14 protein-coding genes, 5 tRNA genes and 1 other RNA gene are annotated in these 17,808 nt (G+C 52.4%); 1 reads left to right on the top strand and 19 read right to left on the bottom strand.

Annotation, left to right across the window (positions count from 1 at the left end):
* Window positions 1-70: 70 nt before the first annotated feature.
* The 12 genes from rpoB to M8013_RS06660 all read right to left on the bottom strand — a co-directional run bounded on the left by rpoB (window position 71) and on the right by M8013_RS06660 (window position 9,837).
* The gene (gene rpoB / locus M8013_RS06715) at window positions 71-4,099 is read right to left on the bottom strand and encodes a DNA-directed RNA polymerase subunit beta (protein WP_271267019.1); all 4,029 of its coding nucleotides are present in this window, start codon (window positions 4,097-4,099) and stop codon (window positions 71-73) included.
* A gap of 318 nt (window positions 4,100-4,417) precedes the next feature.
* Window positions 4,418-4,783: a 50S ribosomal protein L7/L12 gene (gene rplL, locus M8013_RS06710; RefSeq protein ID WP_271267018.1), complete on the bottom strand. Its 366-nt coding sequence runs from the start codon at window positions 4,781-4,783 to the stop codon at window positions 4,418-4,420.
* A 66-nt stretch (window positions 4,784-4,849) separates the two neighbouring features.
* Window positions 4,850-5,347: a 50S ribosomal protein L10 gene (gene rplJ, locus M8013_RS06705; protein WP_271267017.1), complete on the bottom strand. Its 498-nt coding sequence runs from the start codon at window positions 5,345-5,347 to the stop codon at window positions 4,850-4,852.
* A gap of 290 nt (window positions 5,348-5,637) precedes the next feature.
* On the bottom strand, window positions 5,638-6,342 hold the full coding sequence (rplA, locus tag M8013_RS06700; RefSeq protein WP_271267016.1) for a 50S ribosomal protein L1: 705 nt from the start codon (window positions 6,340-6,342) through the stop codon (window positions 5,638-5,640).
* Between the two features lie 3 nt (window positions 6,343-6,345).
* A complete protein-coding gene (gene rplK, locus M8013_RS06695; RefSeq protein ID WP_271267015.1) occupies window positions 6,346-6,774 on the bottom strand; it encodes a 50S ribosomal protein L11 in 429 nt (142 codons plus the stop codon).
* Between the two features lie 155 nt (window positions 6,775-6,929).
* Entirely contained in the window at window positions 6,930-7,475 is a 546-nt protein-coding gene (gene nusG, locus M8013_RS06690) for a transcription termination/antitermination protein NusG (protein ID WP_002438628.1), read from the bottom strand.
* A 1-nt stretch (window position 7,476) separates the two neighbouring features.
* Window positions 7,477-7,860: a preprotein translocase subunit SecE gene (secE, locus tag M8013_RS06685; protein ID WP_003862342.1), complete on the bottom strand. Its 384-nt coding sequence runs from the start codon at window positions 7,858-7,860 to the stop codon at window positions 7,477-7,479.
* Between the two features lie 230 nt (window positions 7,861-8,090).
* The gene (gene tuf / locus M8013_RS06680) at window positions 8,091-9,275 is read right to left on the bottom strand and encodes an elongation factor Tu (protein WP_271267014.1); all 1,185 of its coding nucleotides are present in this window, start codon (window positions 9,273-9,275) and stop codon (window positions 8,091-8,093) included.
* Between the two features lie 118 nt (window positions 9,276-9,393).
* Window positions 9,394-9,469 (bottom strand) — tRNA-Thr (locus M8013_RS06675).
* A 6-nt stretch (window positions 9,470-9,475) separates the two neighbouring features.
* Window positions 9,476-9,550, bottom strand: a tRNA-Gly gene (locus tag M8013_RS06670).
* A gap of 117 nt (window positions 9,551-9,667) precedes the next feature.
* A tRNA-Tyr gene (locus M8013_RS06665) sits at window positions 9,668-9,752 on the bottom strand.
* A gap of 9 nt (window positions 9,753-9,761) precedes the next feature.
* Window positions 9,762-9,837 (bottom strand) — tRNA-Thr (locus M8013_RS06660).
* Window positions 9,838-10,170: 333 nt separating this feature from the next.
* Between M8013_RS06660 and coaA the strand changes: the two genes are divergently transcribed.
* A complete protein-coding gene (gene coaA, locus M8013_RS06655) occupies window positions 10,171-11,121 on the top strand; it encodes a type I pantothenate kinase (RefSeq protein ID WP_271267013.1) in 951 nt (316 codons plus the stop codon).
* 50 nt (window positions 11,122-11,171) lie between these two features.
* On the opposite strand, the gene dppF is transcribed toward coaA, so the two are convergent.
* The 7 genes from dppF to M8013_RS06620 form a co-directional block, all read right to left on the bottom strand.
* Window positions 11,172-12,185, bottom strand: a complete 1,014-nt coding sequence (dppF, locus tag M8013_RS06650) for a dipeptide ABC transporter ATP-binding subunit DppF (RefSeq protein ID WP_271267012.1) — start codon at window positions 12,183-12,185, stop codon at window positions 11,172-11,174.
* Window positions 12,182-13,165: a dipeptide ABC transporter ATP-binding protein gene (dppD, locus tag M8013_RS06645; protein ID WP_271267011.1), complete on the bottom strand. Its 984-nt coding sequence runs from the start codon at window positions 13,163-13,165 to the stop codon at window positions 12,182-12,184. Before dppD ends, dppF begins: the two co-directional genes overlap by 4 nt.
* 10 nt (window positions 13,166-13,175) lie before the next feature.
* Window positions 13,176-14,078, bottom strand: coding sequence for a dipeptide ABC transporter permease DppC (gene dppC, locus M8013_RS06640; protein ID WP_271267010.1), 903 nt, complete (start codon window positions 14,076-14,078; stop codon window positions 13,176-13,178).
* Between the two features lie 9 nt (window positions 14,079-14,087).
* Window positions 14,088-15,107, bottom strand: coding sequence for a dipeptide ABC transporter permease DppB (dppB, locus tag M8013_RS06635; protein WP_271267009.1), 1,020 nt, complete (start codon window positions 15,105-15,107; stop codon window positions 14,088-14,090).
* A 161-nt stretch (window positions 15,108-15,268) separates the two neighbouring features.
* Window positions 15,269-16,876, bottom strand: a complete 1,608-nt coding sequence (gene dppA / locus M8013_RS06630) for a dipeptide ABC transporter periplasmic-binding protein DppA (protein ID WP_271267008.1) — start codon at window positions 16,874-16,876, stop codon at window positions 15,269-15,271.
* 647 nt (window positions 16,877-17,523) lie between these two features.
* Window positions 17,524-17,655, bottom strand: a non-coding RNA gene (locus tag M8013_RS06625) — RtT sRNA.
* 37 nt (window positions 17,656-17,692) lie between these two features.
* Window positions 17,693-17,769, bottom strand: a tRNA-Pro gene (locus M8013_RS06620).
* Between the last annotated feature and the right edge of the window lie 39 nt (window positions 17,770-17,808).

Genomic DNA, 17,808 nt, shown 5'->3' with positions numbered 1-17,808 from the left:
GCTCCCGTCGGAGTTAGCACAATCTGGCGCCGGGTCTTACCCCGGCACCAGTGACCTGTTTGAGCGAGAGTTACTCGTCTTCCAGCTCGATGTTGATACCCAGCGAACGAATCTCTTTCAACAGTACGTTGAAGGATTCCGGCATGCCCGGTTCCATCTGATGGTTGCCGTCCACGATGTTTTTATACATCTTGGTACGACCGTTTACGTCATCAGACTTAACGGTAAGCATTTCCTGCAGGGTGTATGCTGCGCCGTATGCTTCAAGCGCCCACACTTCCATCTCACCGAAGCGCTGACCACCGAACTGCGCCTTACCACCCAGCGGCTGCTGAGTAACCAGGCTGTAAGAACCGGTAGAACGCGCGTGCATCTTGTCATCAACCAGGTGGTTCAGTTTCAGCATGTACATATAGCCAACGGTAACCTGGCGCTCGAATTGCTCACCAGTACGACCATCGAACAGTGTGATCTGACCGGAAGTCGGCAGATCAGCAAGCTGTAACAGTTCCTTGATTTCAGACTCTTTCGCACCGTCAAAGACTGGCGTTGCGATCGGCATACCTTTCTTCAGGTTTTCTGCCAGACGCAGCACTTCGTCATCACTGAAGGTATTCAGGTCGACTTTCTGACAAACGTCGGTACCCAGATCGTACGCACGCTGGATGAATTCGCGCAGTTTGGCGACTTCTTGCTGCTGTTTCAGCATGGCGTTGATTTTCTCGCCAATACCTTTTGCAGCCATACCCAGGTGGGTTTCGAGGATCTGACCGATGTTCATACGAGACGGTACGCCCAGCGGGTTCAGTACGATATCTACCGGCGTACCGTTAGCATCGTGCGGCATATCTTCGATCGGGTTGATCTTAGAGATAACACCTTTGTTACCGTGACGACCTGCCATTTTGTCACCAGGCTGGATCTGACGTTTAACGGCCAGATACACTTTAACAATCTTCAGCACGCCTGGTGCCAGATCGTCGCCCTGAGTGATTTTGCGGCGTTTCGCTTCGAGTTTTTTCTCGAACTCGTGTTTCAGTTCGTCGTACTGCTCAGCCAGCTGTTCCAGCTGATTTTGTTTCTCTTCGTCGGCCAGGCCCAGTTCCAGCCAGCGGTCACGTGGCAGTTTGTCGAGCTTCTCAGCTTCAACACCGCCGGCAACCAGCACCGCGTAGATACGACTAAACAGGCCAGCTTCGAGGATCTGCAGTTCTTCAGACAGGTCTTTCTTAGCCTGCTTCAGTTGCATCTCTTCGATTTCAAGCGCACGTTTGTCTTTTTCTACGCCATCGCGAGTAAAGACCTGAACGTCGATAATGGTACCGGAGACACCGTTTGGTACGCGCAGAGAAGAGTCTTTAACGTCAGACGCTTTCTCACCGAAGATCGCACGCAGCAGTTTCTCTTCTGGCGTCAGCTGGGTTTCACCTTTCGGCGTTACCTTACCAACCAGAATGTCGCCGCCGGTCACTTCTGCACCGATATAAACGATACCGGATTCATCCAGCTTGGAGAGCGCAGCTTCACCCACGTTCGGGATGTCAGCGGTGATCTCTTCTGGCCCCAGCTTGGTGTCACGGGACACACATGCCAGTTCCTGGATGTGAATAGTGGTGAAACGATCTTCCTGAACCACACGCTCGGAAACGAGGATGGAGTCTTCGAAGTTGTAACCGTTCCACGGCATGAACGCTACGCGCATGTTCTGACCGAGCGCCAGTTCACCGAGGTCGGTGGACGGGCCATCTGCCAGCACGTCGCCGCGCTCAATTGGCTCACCCAGAGACACACATGGCATCTGGTTGATACAGGTGTTCTGGTTAGAACGGGTATATTTGGTCAGGTTGTAGATGTCGATGCCCGCTTCGCCGGCATGCATCTCGTCTTCGTTAACTTTGATAACGATACGGGAAGCATCTACGTACTGAACAGTACCACCGCGTTTAGCAACCGCAGTTACACCGGAGTCAACGGCAACAGCACGTTCCATACCAGTACCAACCAGCGGCTTATCAGCGCGCAGAGTTGGAACCGCCTGACGTTGCATGTTCGCACCCATCAGGGCACGGTTGGCATCATCGTGTTCCAGGAACGGGATCAGGGACGCACCGACAGAAACCACCTGTTGGGTGGAAACGTCCATGTAGTCAACCTGGTCGCGGCTGAACAAGCTCGACTCGCCTTTGCTACGGCAGGTTACCAGGTCTTCTTCAAAGTGGCCTTCGTCATCCAGGTTGGAGTTCGCCTGAGCGATGACGTAGTTACCTTCTTCGATAGCAGACAGGTAATGAATTTCGTCGGTAACAACACCGTCAGTCACTTTACGATACGGCGTCTCGAGGAAGCCATATTCGTTAGTCTGTGCGTACACGGACAGGGAGTTGATCAGACCGATGTTTGGACCTTCAGGCGTTTCGATAGGACATACGCGACCGTAGTGAGTCGGGTGTACGTCTCGAACTTCAAAGCCTGCACGTTCACGGGTCAGACCGCCTGGGCCGAGTGCAGAGATACGACGCTTGTGCGTAATCTCAGACAGCGGGTTGTTCTGGTCCATAAACTGAGACAGCTGGCTGGAACCAAAGAACTCTTTCACTGCTGCAGAGATAGGCTTGGCGTTGATCATATCCTGAGGCATCAGGGTATCCAGATCGCCCAGAGACAGACGCTCTTTCACCGCACGCTCTACACGTACCAGGCCAACGCGGAATTGGTTTTCCGCCATTTCGCCTACGGAACGGATACGACGGTTGCCGAGGTGGTCGATATCATCCACTTCGCCTTTGCCGTTACGGATATCGATGAGCTTCTTCATCACTTCGATGATGTCTTCTTTGCTCAGGATACCGGAACCTTCAATCGCATCACGCAACAGTGAACGGTTGAACTTCATACGGCCAACCGCGGACAGATCGTAGCGGTCTTCGGAGAAGAACAGGTTCTCAAACAGGCTTTCAGCTGCTTCGCGAGTTGGCGGCTCACCAGGGCGCATCATGCGGTAGATTTCTACCAGCGCGCTCAGACGATCGGTGGTTGGGTCGACACGAATCGTTTCCGACATGTACGCGCCGTGATCCAGATCGTTGGTGAACAGCGTTTCAATACGCTTGTGACCAGACTGGCTCAGCTTAGCCAACAGATCCAGGCTCAGTTCCATGTTCGCCGGGCAAATCAGTTCACCCGTAGAAGCATCAACGTAGTCTTTAGCCGCGACTTTGCCAGCAATGTATTCAACCGGGACTTCGATGAGTTTAATTTCATCTTTTTCCAGCTGACGGATGTGGCGCGCAGTAATACGGCGACCTTTTTCCACATAAATTTTGCCGTCAAATTCGATATCGAACGATGCGGTCTCACCACGCAGGCGTTCCGGCACCAGTTCCATTTGCAGCTTGTTGTCGCGAATTTCAAAGACAACTTTATCAAAGAACAGGTCAAGGATCTGTTCAGTGGTGTATTGCAGCGCACGCAGAATGATGGTCGCAGGCAGTTTACGACGACGGTCGATACGGACAAACAGGTTGTCTTTAGGATCGAACTCGAAGTCCAGCCAGGAACCACGGTAAGGAATGATACGCGCGTTATACAGTACTTTACCGGATGAGTGTGTTTTACCTTTATCGCTGTCGAAGAAGACGCCCGGGCTACGGTGCAGCTGGGAAACGATAACACGCTCAGTACCGTTGATTACGAAAGTACCGTTGTCGGTCATGAGCGGAATTTCGCCCATGTAGACTTCTTGTTCTTTAATGTCTTTAACGGTGCCTTCCGGCGCTTCGCGCTCGTAGATCACCAGACGCAGCTTAACGCGCAGCGGTGCCGAGTAGGTCACGCCACGGATTTGACATTCCTGAACGTCAAACACCGGTTCGCCAAGGCGGTAGCTGACGTATTGCAGCTCTGAATTACCGCTGTAGCTTTTAATCGGGAATACTGAACGGAAGGCTGCTTCCAGACCGTACTGCCCTTCAGGATCTTGCTCGATAAACTTCTGGAACGAGTCAAGCTGGATAGAAAGGAGATAAGGTATGTCCAAAACTTGTGGACGTTTACCAAAATCCTTACGAATACGTTTTTTCTCGGTATAGGAGTAAACCATAGGGTTCCTCAGCTCGCTGACAAGTCGACGCATCTGCCCATTGACGGACAGTTTGTGCAACACCATTTTGTGGATCGGAAAATCGAATACTTTCCGCAATACCTGTTGCTATCACGCTTAAACCATTTCGTTGCGATTTACCCAGAGCGAGCACCCTGTCGCAGTATATTAAGTCGTCGATAGAAACAAGCATTGTCAGGACAGCCAGCAGTCAAACAGTGTGAAACGCTACTGACGCCTTACAGCGCAAAATGGCTGGTGACTAAAAAGTCACCAGCCATCGGCCTGATTTCTCAGGCTTCAACTAGAAAAGTTGGCTTATTTAACTTCAACTTCAGCGCCAGCTTCTTCCAGAGATTTTTTCAGTGACTCTGCGTCATCTTTGCTCACGCCTTCTTTCAGCGCAGCTGGAGCAGATTCTACCAGGTCTTTAGCTTCTTTCAGACCCAGGCCAGTTGCGCCACGTACAGCTTTGATTACCGCAACTTTGTTCGCGCCGATACCTTTCAGAATCACGTCGAATTCAGTTTTTTCTTCAGCAGCTTCAGCTGGGCCAGCAGCTACAGCTACAGCAGCAGCAGCAGAAACGCCGAATTTCTCTTCCATTGCAGTGATCAGTTCTACAACGTCCATTACAGACATAGCTGCAACTGCTTCAATGATTTGATCTTTAGTGATAGACATTTAAATTGTTCCTGAAAATCAGAATAAGTTTATACGTAAGCGAATACTTGATAAAGAAAGCGGCTATTAAGCAGCTTCTTTCGCATCGCGTACAGCAGCCAGAGTGCGAACCAGTTTGCCAGCCGAAGCTTCTTTCATGGTTGCCATCAGGCGTGCAATTGCTTCTTCGTAGGTTGGCAGGGTTGCCAGGCGATCGATATTCGATGCCGTGATCAACTCACCTTCAAAGGCTGCGGCTTTAACCTCAAATTTTGCATTCGCTTTTGCGAAATCTTTGAACAGACGAGCAGCAGCGCCCGGGTGTTCCATAGAATATGCAATTAAGGTTGGACCAACAAACGTGTCTTTCAGGCACTCAAACTGAGTACCTTCAACGACGCGGCGCAGCAGGGTGTTGCGAACAACACGCATGTAAACGCCAGCTTCACGACCTGCTTTACGCAGTTCAGTCATTTTATCTACAGTTACGCCGCGGGAATCCGCAACTACTGCAGACAGCGCGCCTTTGGCTACTTCGCTGACTTCAGCAACAATCGCTTGTTTGTCTTGAAGATTTAAAGCCATTAGCTTTGCTCCTGGATGTTTGCCAGGGCTCATGCCCTGGAACTCACTTCACTCTTTCCAACGAAAAGAGCGTCTTAATACGGTGAGCAGAAACAAGCCAGAATATTAAAAATAATCTTAGCGTTCTGTCACCGTCTACGCAGGGCATTAAGTCTCTTACGAAACACCTGCGGTCTTCGACGGAGGCCTGGATAGGCCAGGCTCCAACGAACAAATCTTTTTACCTGCTAACTTTCATTAGCAAACATGGGGGGAAGATTGTAGACAAATCCACCGCCCACGTAAAGGTATTAGTTTGCAGCAGCGCTCAGGCCAGCCTGGTCAACTGCAACACCTGCACCCATGGTGGTAGACAGGCTAACTTTCTTGATGTACACGCCTTTTGCCTGAGTTGGTTTCGCTTTTTTCAGCGCAACCAGCAGAGATTCCAGGTTTTCTTTCAGTTTGTCAGTGTCAAAGTCCACTTTACCGATGGTGGTGTGGATGATGCCGTTTTTGTCGTTACGATAACGAACCTGACCCGCTTTAGCGTTCTTAACCGCTTCAGCAACGTTAGGGGTTACAGTACCCACTTTCGGGTTTGGCATCAGGCCGCGTGGACCCAGAACCTGGCCCAGCTGGCCAACAACGCGCATTGCATCCGGGGAAGCAATAACAACGTCAAAGTTCATTTCGCCTTTCTTGATCTGGTCAGCCAGATCTTCCATGCCTACCAGCTCAGCGCCTGCAGCTTTAGCAGCTTCAGCGTTTGCGCCCTGGGCAAATACAGCAACGCGAACGGAACGGCCAGTACCGTTTGGCAGTACAGTTGCACCACGAACGTTCTGATCAGATTTACGAGCATCGATACCGAGGTTTACAGCAACGTCAACGCTTTCTACGAACTTAGCAGTAGCCAGTTCTTTCAGCAGAGCGATAGCTTCGTTGATGTCGTACTGTTTGGTCGCATCAATTTTGCCGCGGATTACGGACATGCGCTTGGTCAGTTTAGCCATTTCTTAGTCCTCCACTACCAGGCCCATGGAACGTGCGGTACCTTCAATGGAGCGAGTCATCGCTTCAATGGTGGAACCAGTCATGTCGGCAGCTTTGGTCTGCGCGATTTCCTGCAGCTGAGTGCGGGAAATTTTACCAACTTTGTCTTTGTTCGGCTTACCGGAACCAGACTTGATACCAGCCGCTTTTTTCAGCAGAACTGCTGCCGGCGGGGTCTTGGTAACGAAAGTGAAAGAACGGTCAGCGTAAACGGTAATAACAACCGGAGTCGGCAGGCCTTTTTCCAGGGATTCGGTTTTGGCGTTGAACGCTTTACAGAATTCCATGATGTTAACGCCTTGCTGACCCAGTGCTGGGCCGACTGGCGGACTCGGGTTTGCCATACCAGCTGCAACCTGCAGCTTGACATAGGCTTGTACTTTCTTAGCCATTGTAAAATCCTCTGATTGGGTTATAGCGCCTTAAAAAGGCTCCCCGTGATAAAATTCGTTTTACGGATGCGATCCATAAAAACAAAAGGCGCGAAATTGTATTCCAATCTCGCGCCCTGTGCAACGATTAAATCGTCGCTTTTTTGATCGGCTGCTTAGGCTTTTTCTACCTGGGCAAAGTCCAGCTCTACCGGGGTCGCACGACCAAAGATAGAAACAGAAACTTTCAGGCGGGACTTTTCGTAGTCCACTTCTTCAACCACGCCGTTAAAGTCAGCAAACGGACCGTCACTAACACGCACCATTTCACCCGGTTCAAACAGCGTTTTAGGACGCGGCTTATCCCCAACCTGCTGCAGGCGGTTCATAATCGCATCAACTTCTTTGTCGCTGATTGGCGCAGGACGGTCAGACGTGCCGCCGATAAAGCCCATTACACGAGGTACGCTACGCACCAGGTGCCAGCTTGCGTCGTTCATGACCATCTGAACCAGAACGTAACCCGGGAAGAATTTGCGCTCGCTTTTGCGACGCTGGCCGCCACGGATCTCGACCACTTCTTCGGTCGGAACCATAACTTCACCAAACAACTCTTCCATGTTGTGTAATTTGATATGCTCACGCAGCGATGTAGCTACGCGGCCTTCAAAACCGGAAAACGCCTGAACGACGTACCAGCGCTTTTTAGGGGCTTCAGACATCTTAGAACCTCAGGCCAGTGATAAAGGAGACCAGGCGAACCAGAATACCATCCAGTCCCCACAGGATCAGTGACATTACAGCGGTAACCGCAGCGACAATCAGCGTGGTGTGCAATGTTTCCTGGCGAGTCGGCCAAATGACCTTGCGGACTTCGGTTCTCGCTTCGCGGGCAAAAGCGACGGTCGCTTTGCCTTTGGTCGTCAACAGCGCGACACCACCCGCTGCAGCAATCAGAATTACCACTGCAAGCGCGCGTAGCGGCAGCATCATGTCACGATAAAGATAGTTGCCAACGATTGCCACGATCAGCAATACGGCTACCACTACCCATTTCATCGCTTCCAGGCCGCGCCCGCTCCCTTGAGCTTCGGTATTCGCACTCATAAACCAACCTGTCAGAAGTATTCTACAAATATTTTCACCCCGCGTTTGCGAGGCGATCCTAACCGAAATGCTCTGATGCGTTTCGGACTAAAACGCCCTCTTCAGAGCCTGTCTCAGCAATGATTATGACAAATAAAATCACTGATGAGCCAGGTTCTGGTTCGAAAGCGTGCAAAAAGGGCATCAAATGATGCCCTTTTCATGCGCATTGCGTCAAATGTTATCAGCAATTAGCTGAGAACTTTAGCAACCACGCCCGCACCAACGGTACGACCACCTTCACGGATTGCGAAACGCAGACCGTCATCCATCGCGATTGGGTGGATCAGGGTAACAACCATTTTGATGTTGTCGCCTGGCATTACCATCTCAACGCCTTCTGGCAGTTCGATGGTACCGGTCACGTCAGTTGTACGGAAGTAGAACTGTGGACGGTAGCCTTTGAAGAACGGAGTATGACGGCCGCCTTCATCTTTGGACAGGATGTACACTTCGGATTCGAACTTGGTGTGTGGCTTGATAGAGCCCGGCTTAGCCAGAACCTGGCCACGCTGGATTTCTTCACGCTTGATACCACGCAGCAGAACACCACAGTTCTCGCCTGCACGACCTTCGTCCAGCAGTTTGCGGAACATTTCAACGCCGGTACAGGTAGACTTAGCAGTCTCTTTAATACCAACGATTTCAACTTCTTCGCCAACTTTAACGATACCGCGCTCTACACGACCGGTAACAACAGTACCACGGCCGGAGATGGAGAATACGTCTTCGATAGGCAGCAGGAACGGCTTGTCAATCGCACGTTCTGGTTCTGGGATGTAAGAATCCAGGAAGCCAGCCAGTTCGATGATTTTTGCTTCCCACTCTGCTTCGCCTTCCAGCGCTTTCAGCGCAGAACCGCGAATGATTGGGGTGTCGTCGCCTGGGAAATCGTACTGAGACAGCAGCTCACGTACTTCCATTTCTACCAGTTCCAGCAGCTCTTCGTCATCAACCATGTCGCATTTGTTCAGGAACACGATGATGAAAGGAACGCCTACCTGACGACCCAGCAGGATGTGCTCACGGGTCTGAGGCATAGGGCCGTCAGTCGCAGCAACAACCAGGATCGCGCCGTCCATCTGCGCAGCACCGGTGATCATGTTTTTAACATAGTCGGCGTGGCCTGGGCAGTCTACGTGTGCGTAGTGGCGAGTCGGGGTGTCATATTCAACGTGGGAAGTGTTGATGGTGATACCACGCGCTTTTTCTTCTGGTGCGTTATCGATCTGGTCGAATGCACGAGCAGAACCACCGTAGGTTTTCGCCAGAACGGTAGTGATTGCAGCGGTCAGTGTTGTTTTACCATGGTCAACGTGGCCGATAGTACCGACGTTAACGTGCGGTTTTGTACGTTCAAACTTTTCTTTAGACATCGATTGTCCCTCTAAGACACGGATAAATCGGTGATATCACCACATCAACCAGGCAATATGCCTGAACTGTTGAATACATTTAAATTGAAACAGAGAGAAACGGGAGGGAGAAGTGAAGTGGTGCTGATACCCAGAGTCGAACTGGGGACCTCACCCTTACCAAGGGTGCGCTCTACCAACTGAGCCATATCAGCACGTATTGGAGCGGGCAGCGGGAATCGAACCCGCATCATCAGCTTGGAAGGCTGAGGTAATAGCCATTATACGATGCCCGCATCCTGAAACTCGGCTACCCAGTTCTTTCTGTAACAAAAAAAGAGATTTCTCTCTTTTCATGTTTGAGCTGGTTAATTTTTTTAACCAACTCCGGCAGCGTAAACGCAGCCAGAAAGTGGTGGTGGGGGAAGGATTCGAACCTTCGAAGTCTGTGACGGCAGATTTACAGTCTGCTCCCTTTGGCCGCTCGGGAACCCCACCGGGACTTGATGGTGCCGACTACCGGAATCGAACTGGTGACCTACTGATTACAAGTCAGTTGCTCTACCTACTGAGCTAAGTCGGCATCAAGTAGCGCGCATTTTAGGGAGACCCGCAGATTCATGCAACTAAAAATTTGCATAAATCGTTCGTTCGCTCACATTTTATGCGAACAGAGGGGTAAATGCGCGATTGATAGGCATAAGCGGACAAATATCCACCGTTTACCCCCTAAAAAGGGCCTGAAATGGGGGCGGGAGCATTCCTGCGTAACGCAGCAGTTAGCGACTTTTTTTCTTATTATTCCTGTCATCTGATGTTACCCTCCTGCGCATTGTCCAAAATTAACTACTAGATGTGCCATACCCCGCATGGCTAGCCTCTACTGTGGGAAGAGATGGCGCACTGAAGCATGCTTATGAGCAAAAAAGAGCAAACGTTAATGACGCCTTATCTCCAGTTTAGCCGCAGCCAGTGGGCTGCTCTGCGTGATTCCGTACCGATGACCTTAACGGAAGGCGAAATCGCACGGTTAAAAGGGATCAATGAAGACCTGTCGCTGGAAGAGGTGGCGGAAATATACCTGCCTTTATCACGTCTGCTGAATTTCTATATAAGCTCCAATCTTCGCCGCCAGGCCGTACTGGAGCAGTTCCTCGGCACCAACGGGCAGCGCATTCCTTATATCATCAGCATTGCCGGCAGCGTAGCCGTGGGCAAGAGCACTACCGCGCGCGTACTGCAGGCGCTGCTGAGCCGCTGGCCGGAACACCGCAGCGTGGAGTTGATCACCACCGACGGTTTCCTGCATCCGAATGAAGTATTAAAAGAACGCGGTCTGATGAAGAAGAAGGGCTTCCCGCTCTCTTACGATATGCACCGCCTGGTGAAATTTGTCTCGGATCTGAAATCCGGTGCGCCGAATGTGACCGCCCCGGTCTATTCGCATCTGATTTATGACCGCATCCCGGACGGGGACAAAACGGTTGTGCAGCCGGATATTCTTATTCTGGAAGGATTAAACGTTCTGCAAAGCGGGATGGATTATCCGCACGACCCGCATCATGTGTTTGTCTCTGACTTTGTCGATTTCTCTATATATGTCGATGCGCCAGAAGACCTGCTGCAGAACTGGTATATCAATCGTTTCCTTAAGTTCCGCGAAGGGGCCTTCACAGATCCTGATTCCTACTTCCATAACTACGCCCAACTCTCTGAAGAAGAGGCCGTCAACGTGGCAACGTCCCTGTGGAATGAGATCAACTACGTGAACCTGAAAGAGAACATTCTGCCAACGCGTGAACGCGCCAGCCTGATCCTCACCAAGAGTGAGAAGCACGCTGTCGATGAAATCCGCTTGCGGAAATAGGCGTTAAGCAGACATAAAAAACCGGCGATTATCGCCGGTTTTTTTATTGCTTACGCCAGAGGTTTTTCGCCGTTTTCATCCTGATCGACGGCAAAGCACGCCACCAGTTGCCCACCGTAGTCTTTTAACTGCGGCTGCAATTGCGTACACGGCCCAAAACGACGACGGCAACGCGCATTGAAAGCACATCCCGGCGGCGGATTAAGCGGGCTTGGCAGCTCGCCGGTCAACTTAATGCGCTCGCGGCGTTCATCCGGGTTGAGACGCGGGGTCGCCGAGAGTAACGCCTGGGTATAAGGGTGACGCGGATTATTAAAGATCTGATCTTTTGTCCCCTTCTCCACACAACGCCCCAGATACATCACCATCACTTCATCGGCAATGTGCTCCACCACAGACAGGTCGTGAGAGATGAAAACATACGACAGACCTAAATCCTGCTGCAGGTCCATCATCAGGTTCAACACCTGTGCACGCACGGAAACGTCGAGCGCAGAGACCGGTTCATCGGCGATCACGACGTCCGGATCGAGCATCAGACCGCGGGCGATAGCAATACGCTGACGCTGACCGCCGGAGAACATATGCGGATAGCGATCGTAGTGCTCGGTCTTGAGTCCCACCTTCGCCATCATCGCCAGTGCTTTCTCGCGGCGCTGCTCTTTGCTCAACTCGGTATTAATCTGCAGCGGCTCTTCCAGAATCTGTCCCACTTTCTTACGTGGGTTCAGAGAACCATACGGGTTCTGGAACACAATCTGGATTTTCTGCCGACGCAGTTTCTGCGCGTGGGGATCGTGCTTGAGCAGATCCTGCCCCTGATAGTACAGCTCACCCCCGGTCGGGATTTCAATCATGGTCAGCAGTCGACCCAGCGTGGATTTCCCACAGCCAGACTCCCCCACCACCGCAAGCGTTTTACCGCGCTCCAGCGTAAAGGAGACACCGTCCAGCGCTTTCACCAGACGTTCCGGGGCAAACAGCCCCTTCTTCACCGGGTAGTGTTTTTTCAGATCGATAGCCTGCAACAGCGGCTGCTGCAGGGTGGCCTCTTGCTTACTCATACTGTAGGCCTCCCGGCATCATCGAGTGGATAGTGGCATTTTGACTGACGGCCATCGTTGAGGGTAAACAGCTCTGGCTCATCGATACGGCATTTGTCGGTCGCATACGGGCAGCGCGGGTTCAACAGACAGCCCATCGGACGGTCGTATTTGCCCGGCACCACGCCTGGCAGCGAGGCCAGACGCGCTTTATCCTGCGCAAACTCCGGTAATGCCCGCAGCAACGCCTGGGTATACGGATGACGCGGCGCACGGAAGATGTCATTCGCCTTGCCGGTTTCAACCACCTGCCCTGCATACATCACGATAATTTTATGCGCTGCTTCGGCCACTAACGCCAGGTCATGGGTGATCAGGATCAGCGCCATGTTCTCTTTTTGCTGCAACTCCAGCAGCAGCTCAATGATTTGCGCCTGAATAGTCACGTCCAGCGCGGTCGTCGGTTCATCGGCGATCAGCAGTTTTGGACGACAGGCAATCGCCATGGCGATCATCACGCGCTGACTCATCCCACCGGAAAGCTGATGCGGATACACATCCAGCCGCGAGCCTGGATCGGGAATACCGACCTGGGTCAGCAGGTCGATCGCTCGCTGGCGACGGGTTTTCTTATTGCCGCCCTGATGCACCTTAATGGCTTCCATAATCTGGAAACCGACGGTGTAGCATGGGTTGAGGCTGGTCATCGGATCCTGGAAAATCATCGCCACTTCGGCACCCACCAGCTGGCGGCGCTCTTTTTCAGAAATGCGCTTCAGATCCTGACCGTTAAACTCGAGGCTTTCCGCCATCACGCGGCCGGGATAATCAATCAACCCCATGATCGCCAGTGAGCTCACCGATTTACCGGAACCTGACTCACCGACAATGCCAACCACTTCACCCTGATTTACGCTGTAGCTAACACGATCTACGGCGCGAAACTCGGAGCCAACTTCACCGAAGTGCACCGATAATTTATCTACATTTAATAACGCCATCTCGTGCCTCTTACTGCTTCAGTTTGGGATCAAGTGCATCACGCAGACCATCACCCATCAGGTTAAATGCCAGCACCGTCAGCAGGATCGCGACACCCGGGAAGGTGACGACCCACCAGGCGCTTTGCGCGAACTGCAACACGTCGGCGAGCATGGTGCCCCACTCCGGTGTTGGCGGTTGCGCACCCATGCCAAGGAAGCCAAGAGCAGCCATATCGAGAATGGCGTTAGAGAAGCCGAGCGATGCCTGAACAATCAGCGGCGCAAGGCAGTTTGGAAGAATATTGACGAACATTTGACGCATCGCGCCAGCACCCGCTACCCGGGAAGCCGTGACATAGTCGCGGTGCACTTCCACCAGCACCGCCGCGCGGGTTAAGCGCACATAGTGGGGGAGTGCCACAAACGTCAGGGCCAATGCGGCGTTACCGATGGACGGACCGAAGACCGCCACCAGCACCAGTGCCAGCAGCAGGCTTGGCAGCGCCAGCATGATATCGACGACACGCATAATGATGTTATCGACCAGACCACCGAAGTAGCCCGCGACCAGTCCGAGAACCACGCCCAGAATCAGCGAGAGCACCACGACCAGGCAACCGACCAACAGTGACAGACGCGCACCGTACATCAGACGGGACAGTACATCACGGCCAACGTCATCGGTGCCCAGAAGGTGCGCAAAGGTCCCGCCGTCTTGCCAGGCCGGCGGCGCCAGCAGCATATCGCGGAACTGATCCGCCGGGTTGTAGGGTGCAAGAAAGTTCGCAAACACTGCGATGATGATCATGATGGTGACATACACCAGACCGACAACCGCGCCTTTATTACGTTTGAAGTAGTGCCAGAACTCCTGCAGCGGCGTCATTGGCACCGGTGCAGCGACCACTTTATTTCCAGAAACTTGTGACATGATGGCCCCTTACTTCTTATGACGAATACGCGGGTTCACCACGCCGTACAGCAAATCGACCAGCAGGTTGACGAGAATAATCATCGTCGCCACCAGCAATACACCGCCCTGCACCACCGGATAATCACGGCGTTGCAATGCGTCAATCAGCCAGCGGCCCAGACCCGGCCAGGAGAAGATGGTTTCAGTCAGGATCGCACCCGCCAGCAGCGTACCGACCTGCAAACCGATAACGGTCACCACCGGCAGCATGGCGTTACGCAGCGCATGCACGATGATTACGCGCATGCGGGTCAGCCCTTTGGCGCGGGCAGTACGGATGTAATCTTCACCCAGCACTTCCAGCATCGACGAGCGGGTCATACGCACGATAACCGCCAGCGGGATCGTCCCCAGCACCATCGCAGGCAAGACCATATGCGCCAGCGCATCAATAAAGTTGCCCTCTTCCCCCCAGATAGCCGTGTCGATCAGCATAAAGCCGGTCAGCGGGTTGGATTCATCGAGGAACACCATGTCGCTGACGCGTCCGGAGACCGGCGTCAGGTTCCATTGCACCGACACCAGCATAATCAGCATCATGCCCCACCAGAAGATAGGCATGGAGTAGCCGGTCAATGCCAGACCCACAGCAGTGTGGTCGAAGATAGAGCCACGTTTTACCGCAGCCAGCACGCCCACCGGAATACCAACGGAGACGGCAAATATCATGGCGCAGACACCGAGTTCCAGCGTCGCTTTAAAGCGCGGCACGAACTCTTCCCACACCGGAAGACGGCTTTTCAGCGACATACCCAAATCACCATGCAGCACGCCCCAGATATAATGGAGATACTGTTGCCACATGGGCTTATCCAGACCCAGCTCAGCCAACAGTTGCGCATGTCGTTCAGGCGAAATTCCACGCTCGCCTGCCATAATCATTACCGGGTCGCCGGGGATCATATGGACGAAGGCAAAGGTGAGAAGGGTGATACCGATAAACGTGGGGATGACTAACCCCAGACGTCGGAGGATGAACTGAAACATAACCCGGATTCTCTCTAATAACGCATGCCTGCAGGCATGGCGTCTTTATTGCTCACAAATGTAAATTCCCTCTCCCTTTGGAAGAGGATTAGGGTGAGGGGATGCGCGCACCACCCTAACCCCTGCCCTCTCCCAAAGGGAGAGGGAGAACACTCTACTTATTAATCAATCGATACGTTTTCGAAGTGGTGTTTGCCCAGTGGATCAACCACGTAGCCTTTAACTTCTTTACGCACTGGCTCGTACACGGTGGAGTGAGCCACGATCAGCGCTGGAGCCTGGTCATGCATCACAACCTGAGCCTGCTTGTACAGTTCAATACGCTTGTTGTGGTCGTCGGTCGCACGTGCCGGCTGAATCAGATCTTCAAACGGCTTGTAGCACCAGCGAGAGTAGTTGGAACCTTGTTTTGCCGCATCACAGCTGAACAGGGTAGCGAAGAAGTTGTCCGGATCCCCATTGTCCCCGGTCCAGCCCATCATCACAGCCTGGTGCTCACCGGCTTTGGCACGCTTCAGGTACTCGCCCCACTCGTAAGTCACGATCTTGGCCTGAACGCCGATTTTTGCCCAGTCAGCCTGAACCATCTCAGCCATACGGCGAGCGTTCGGGTTGTACGGACGCTGTACTGGCATTGCCCACAGCTCAACGGTAAAGCCTTTATCCTGACCGGCTTCTTTCAGCAGCGCTTTCGCTTTCTCAACGTCGTAGGTGTAATCCTTCACGTCGTCGTTATAGCCCCACATGGTTGGTGGGATCAGGTTTTTCGCCGCCACGCCAGCGCCCTGGTAAACCGCCTTGATAATTGCCTCTTTGTTCACCGCGTAGGTCAGCGCCTGACGAACTTTCACGTCATCAAACGGTTTTTTCTCGGTGTTGAAGGAGAGGTAGCCGACGTTCAGACCCGCCTGCTCGTGCAGGGTGATGTTTTTGTCCTGCTTCATGCGCGCGATGTCGGCCGGGTTCGGGTACGGCATCACCTGGCATTCGTTCTTCTGCAGTTTGGCGTAACGCACGGAGGCGTCAGGCGTGATGGAGAAGACCAGACGGTCGATCTGCGGCTTGGTGCCCCAGTAGCCTTCGAACGCTTTGTACAGAATACGGGAATCTTTCTGGTACTGCTGCAGCTGGAATGGACCGGTACCGATTGGGTTCAGGTCGACTTTCTCCGGCGTGCCGGCTTTCAGCATGTTGTCCGCGTATTCTTTAGACAGGATAGAGGCGAAGTCCATGGCCAGGTCAGCCAGGAATGGTGCTTCTGGACGGTTCAGCACGAACTGAACGGTTTTATCGTCCACTTTCTTCACTTCGCTGATCAGATCCGGCAGACCCATCCCTTCGAAGTACTCATAGCTGCCGCCAGAGACTTTGTGGTACGGGTTCTGGGCATTTTTCTGACGGTCGAAGGAGAACACCACGTCGTCGGCAGTCAGCTCACGCGTAGGTTTGAAATCTTTGTTGTCCTGCCACTTTACGCCCGGGCGTAAGTGGAAGGTATAGGTTTTGCCGTCTTCGCTGACTTCCCATTTCTCTGCCAGACCCGGAATAACTTCCGTGGTACCGATTTTGAATTCAACCAGACGGTTATAAATAGGTACGGAGCTAGCGTCGTACGTTGTACCAGAGGTAAAGAGCTGTGGGTTAAAGCCTTCCGGCGAACCTTCAGAACAGTAGACCAGGGTTTTTGCCTGTACGCCTGCTGCTACGGTCATTGCCACCAGGCTCAGACCAAGCTTCAGCATCCCTGACTTCTTCAAGGAAATACTCATTATTATTCGGCTCCATTGTGATGTTTGTTGTGTTACTCCGCCTGACCTTTAATTTGTTTTTTACCCGGTCCGGTCGGTGCTGCCCTAAGGCGTTATAAGGGATGGAGATTCCGTTCAGAAGAGCGACTGAGTTGCAGCGCAGATCCTCCCTGAAGTGCCCCTCGTGCCCTACAATCTGTCAACAGAATGTGAAAACGTCAATACAGGTGAAGGGGATTTACGCCAGGTGTGAGAATTCGTAAACAAAGATTAAAAAAACTTACGAGGGGTATTTTCAGCAGGGAAATTTATGCTACCCACCATGATGCAGCACAACTCGCTATACAATCTGCTACAACCAGTGATTAACATTTATTCAGCTGGGTTAAATTTTCTTGCAGAATGGCGATTATCTGCGCACTAAATGCCGTGAACGTTAAAACGCACAGGTGAAAATGCTGGGGTTATCTATAAGTAACGCCAGAAAAAATCAATCTATATATAAAAAAATACAATGGAATATGTCACAAAAACGTTAACAGGCAGGGGGAACGAGAGGTACGGTTTATTTTGGCGCGTTATGTGAAAAGTAAGCCTCGGATACAATGCGTTTTCGTGGACGACAAATGCAAAAAGGGCCAACCTTACGGTTAGCCCTTTTTTAAATGTGGTCGGCGAGAGAGGATTACTCGCCACTTCGTGACTCGCCCTGCGGGCCGTTGCTGAAGCAACGTTCTTTCGCTTCGCTCAAGTCGAACCTCCTGCCCCGGAGGTCCTCATCCTCATAAACTTCAGATGCAAAAAGGGCTAACCTTACGGTTAGCCCTTTTTTAAATGTGGTCGGCGAGAGAGGATTCGAACCTCCGACCCACTGGTCCCAAACCAGTTGCGCTACCAAGCTGCGCTACTCGCCGAATGCGGAGCGCATCTTACTGCTGGGGTGCGCGCCCGTC

The sequence above is a fragment of the Silvania confinis genome (genome assembly GCF_025564085.1).
Taxonomy (GTDB): domain Bacteria; phylum Pseudomonadota; class Gammaproteobacteria; order Enterobacterales; family Enterobacteriaceae; genus Enterobacter; species Enterobacter confinis.
Note: the sequence above shows the minus strand (reverse complement) of the source record. Positions and strands in the feature narration are given on the sequence as shown.

Bases quoted from the DNA above. Each gene is read 5' to 3' on its own strand.
- rpoB (WP_271267019.1), bottom strand. From the start codon at position 4,099: ATGGTTTACTCCTATACCGAGAAAAAACGTATTCGTAAGGATTTTGGT.
- rplL (WP_271267018.1), bottom strand. From the start codon at position 4,783: ATGTCTATCACTAAAGATCAAATCATTGAAGCAGTTGCAGCTATGTCT.
- rplJ (WP_271267017.1), bottom strand. From the start codon at position 5,347: ATGGCTTTAAATCTTCAAGACAAACAAGCGATTGTTGCTGAAGTCAGC.
- rplA (WP_271267016.1), bottom strand. From the start codon at position 6,342: ATGGCTAAACTGACCAAGCGCATGTCCGTAATCCGCGGCAAAATTGAT.
- rplK (WP_271267015.1), bottom strand. From the start codon at position 6,774: ATGGCTAAGAAAGTACAAGCCTATGTCAAGCTGCAGGTTGCAGCTGGT.
- nusG (WP_002438628.1), bottom strand. From the start codon at position 7,475: ATGTCTGAAGCCCCTAAAAAGCGCTGGTACGTCGTTCAGGCGTTTTCC.
- secE (WP_003862342.1), bottom strand. From the start codon at position 7,860: ATGAGTGCGAATACCGAAGCTCAAGGGAGCGGGCGCGGCCTGGAAGCG.
- tuf (WP_271267014.1), bottom strand. From the start codon at position 9,275: ATGTCTAAAGAAAAGTTTGAACGTACAAAACCGCACGTTAACGTCGGT.
- coaA (WP_271267013.1), top strand. From the start codon at position 10,171: ATGAGCAAAAAAGAGCAAACGTTAATGACGCCTTATCTCCAGTTTAGC.
- dppF (WP_271267012.1), bottom strand. From the start codon at position 12,185: ATGAGTAAGCAAGAGGCCACCCTGCAGCAGCCGCTGTTGCAGGCTATC.
- dppD (WP_271267011.1), bottom strand. From the start codon at position 13,165: ATGGCGTTATTAAATGTAGATAAATTATCGGTGCACTTCGGTGAAGTT.
- dppC (WP_271267010.1), bottom strand. From the start codon at position 14,078: ATGTCACAAGTTTCTGGAAATAAAGTGGTCGCTGCACCGGTGCCAATG.
- dppB (WP_271267009.1), bottom strand. From the start codon at position 15,107: ATGTTTCAGTTCATCCTCCGACGTCTGGGGTTAGTCATCCCCACGTTT.
- dppA (WP_271267008.1), bottom strand. From the start codon at position 16,876: ATGAGTATTTCCTTGAAGAAGTCAGGGATGCTGAAGCTTGGTCTGAGC.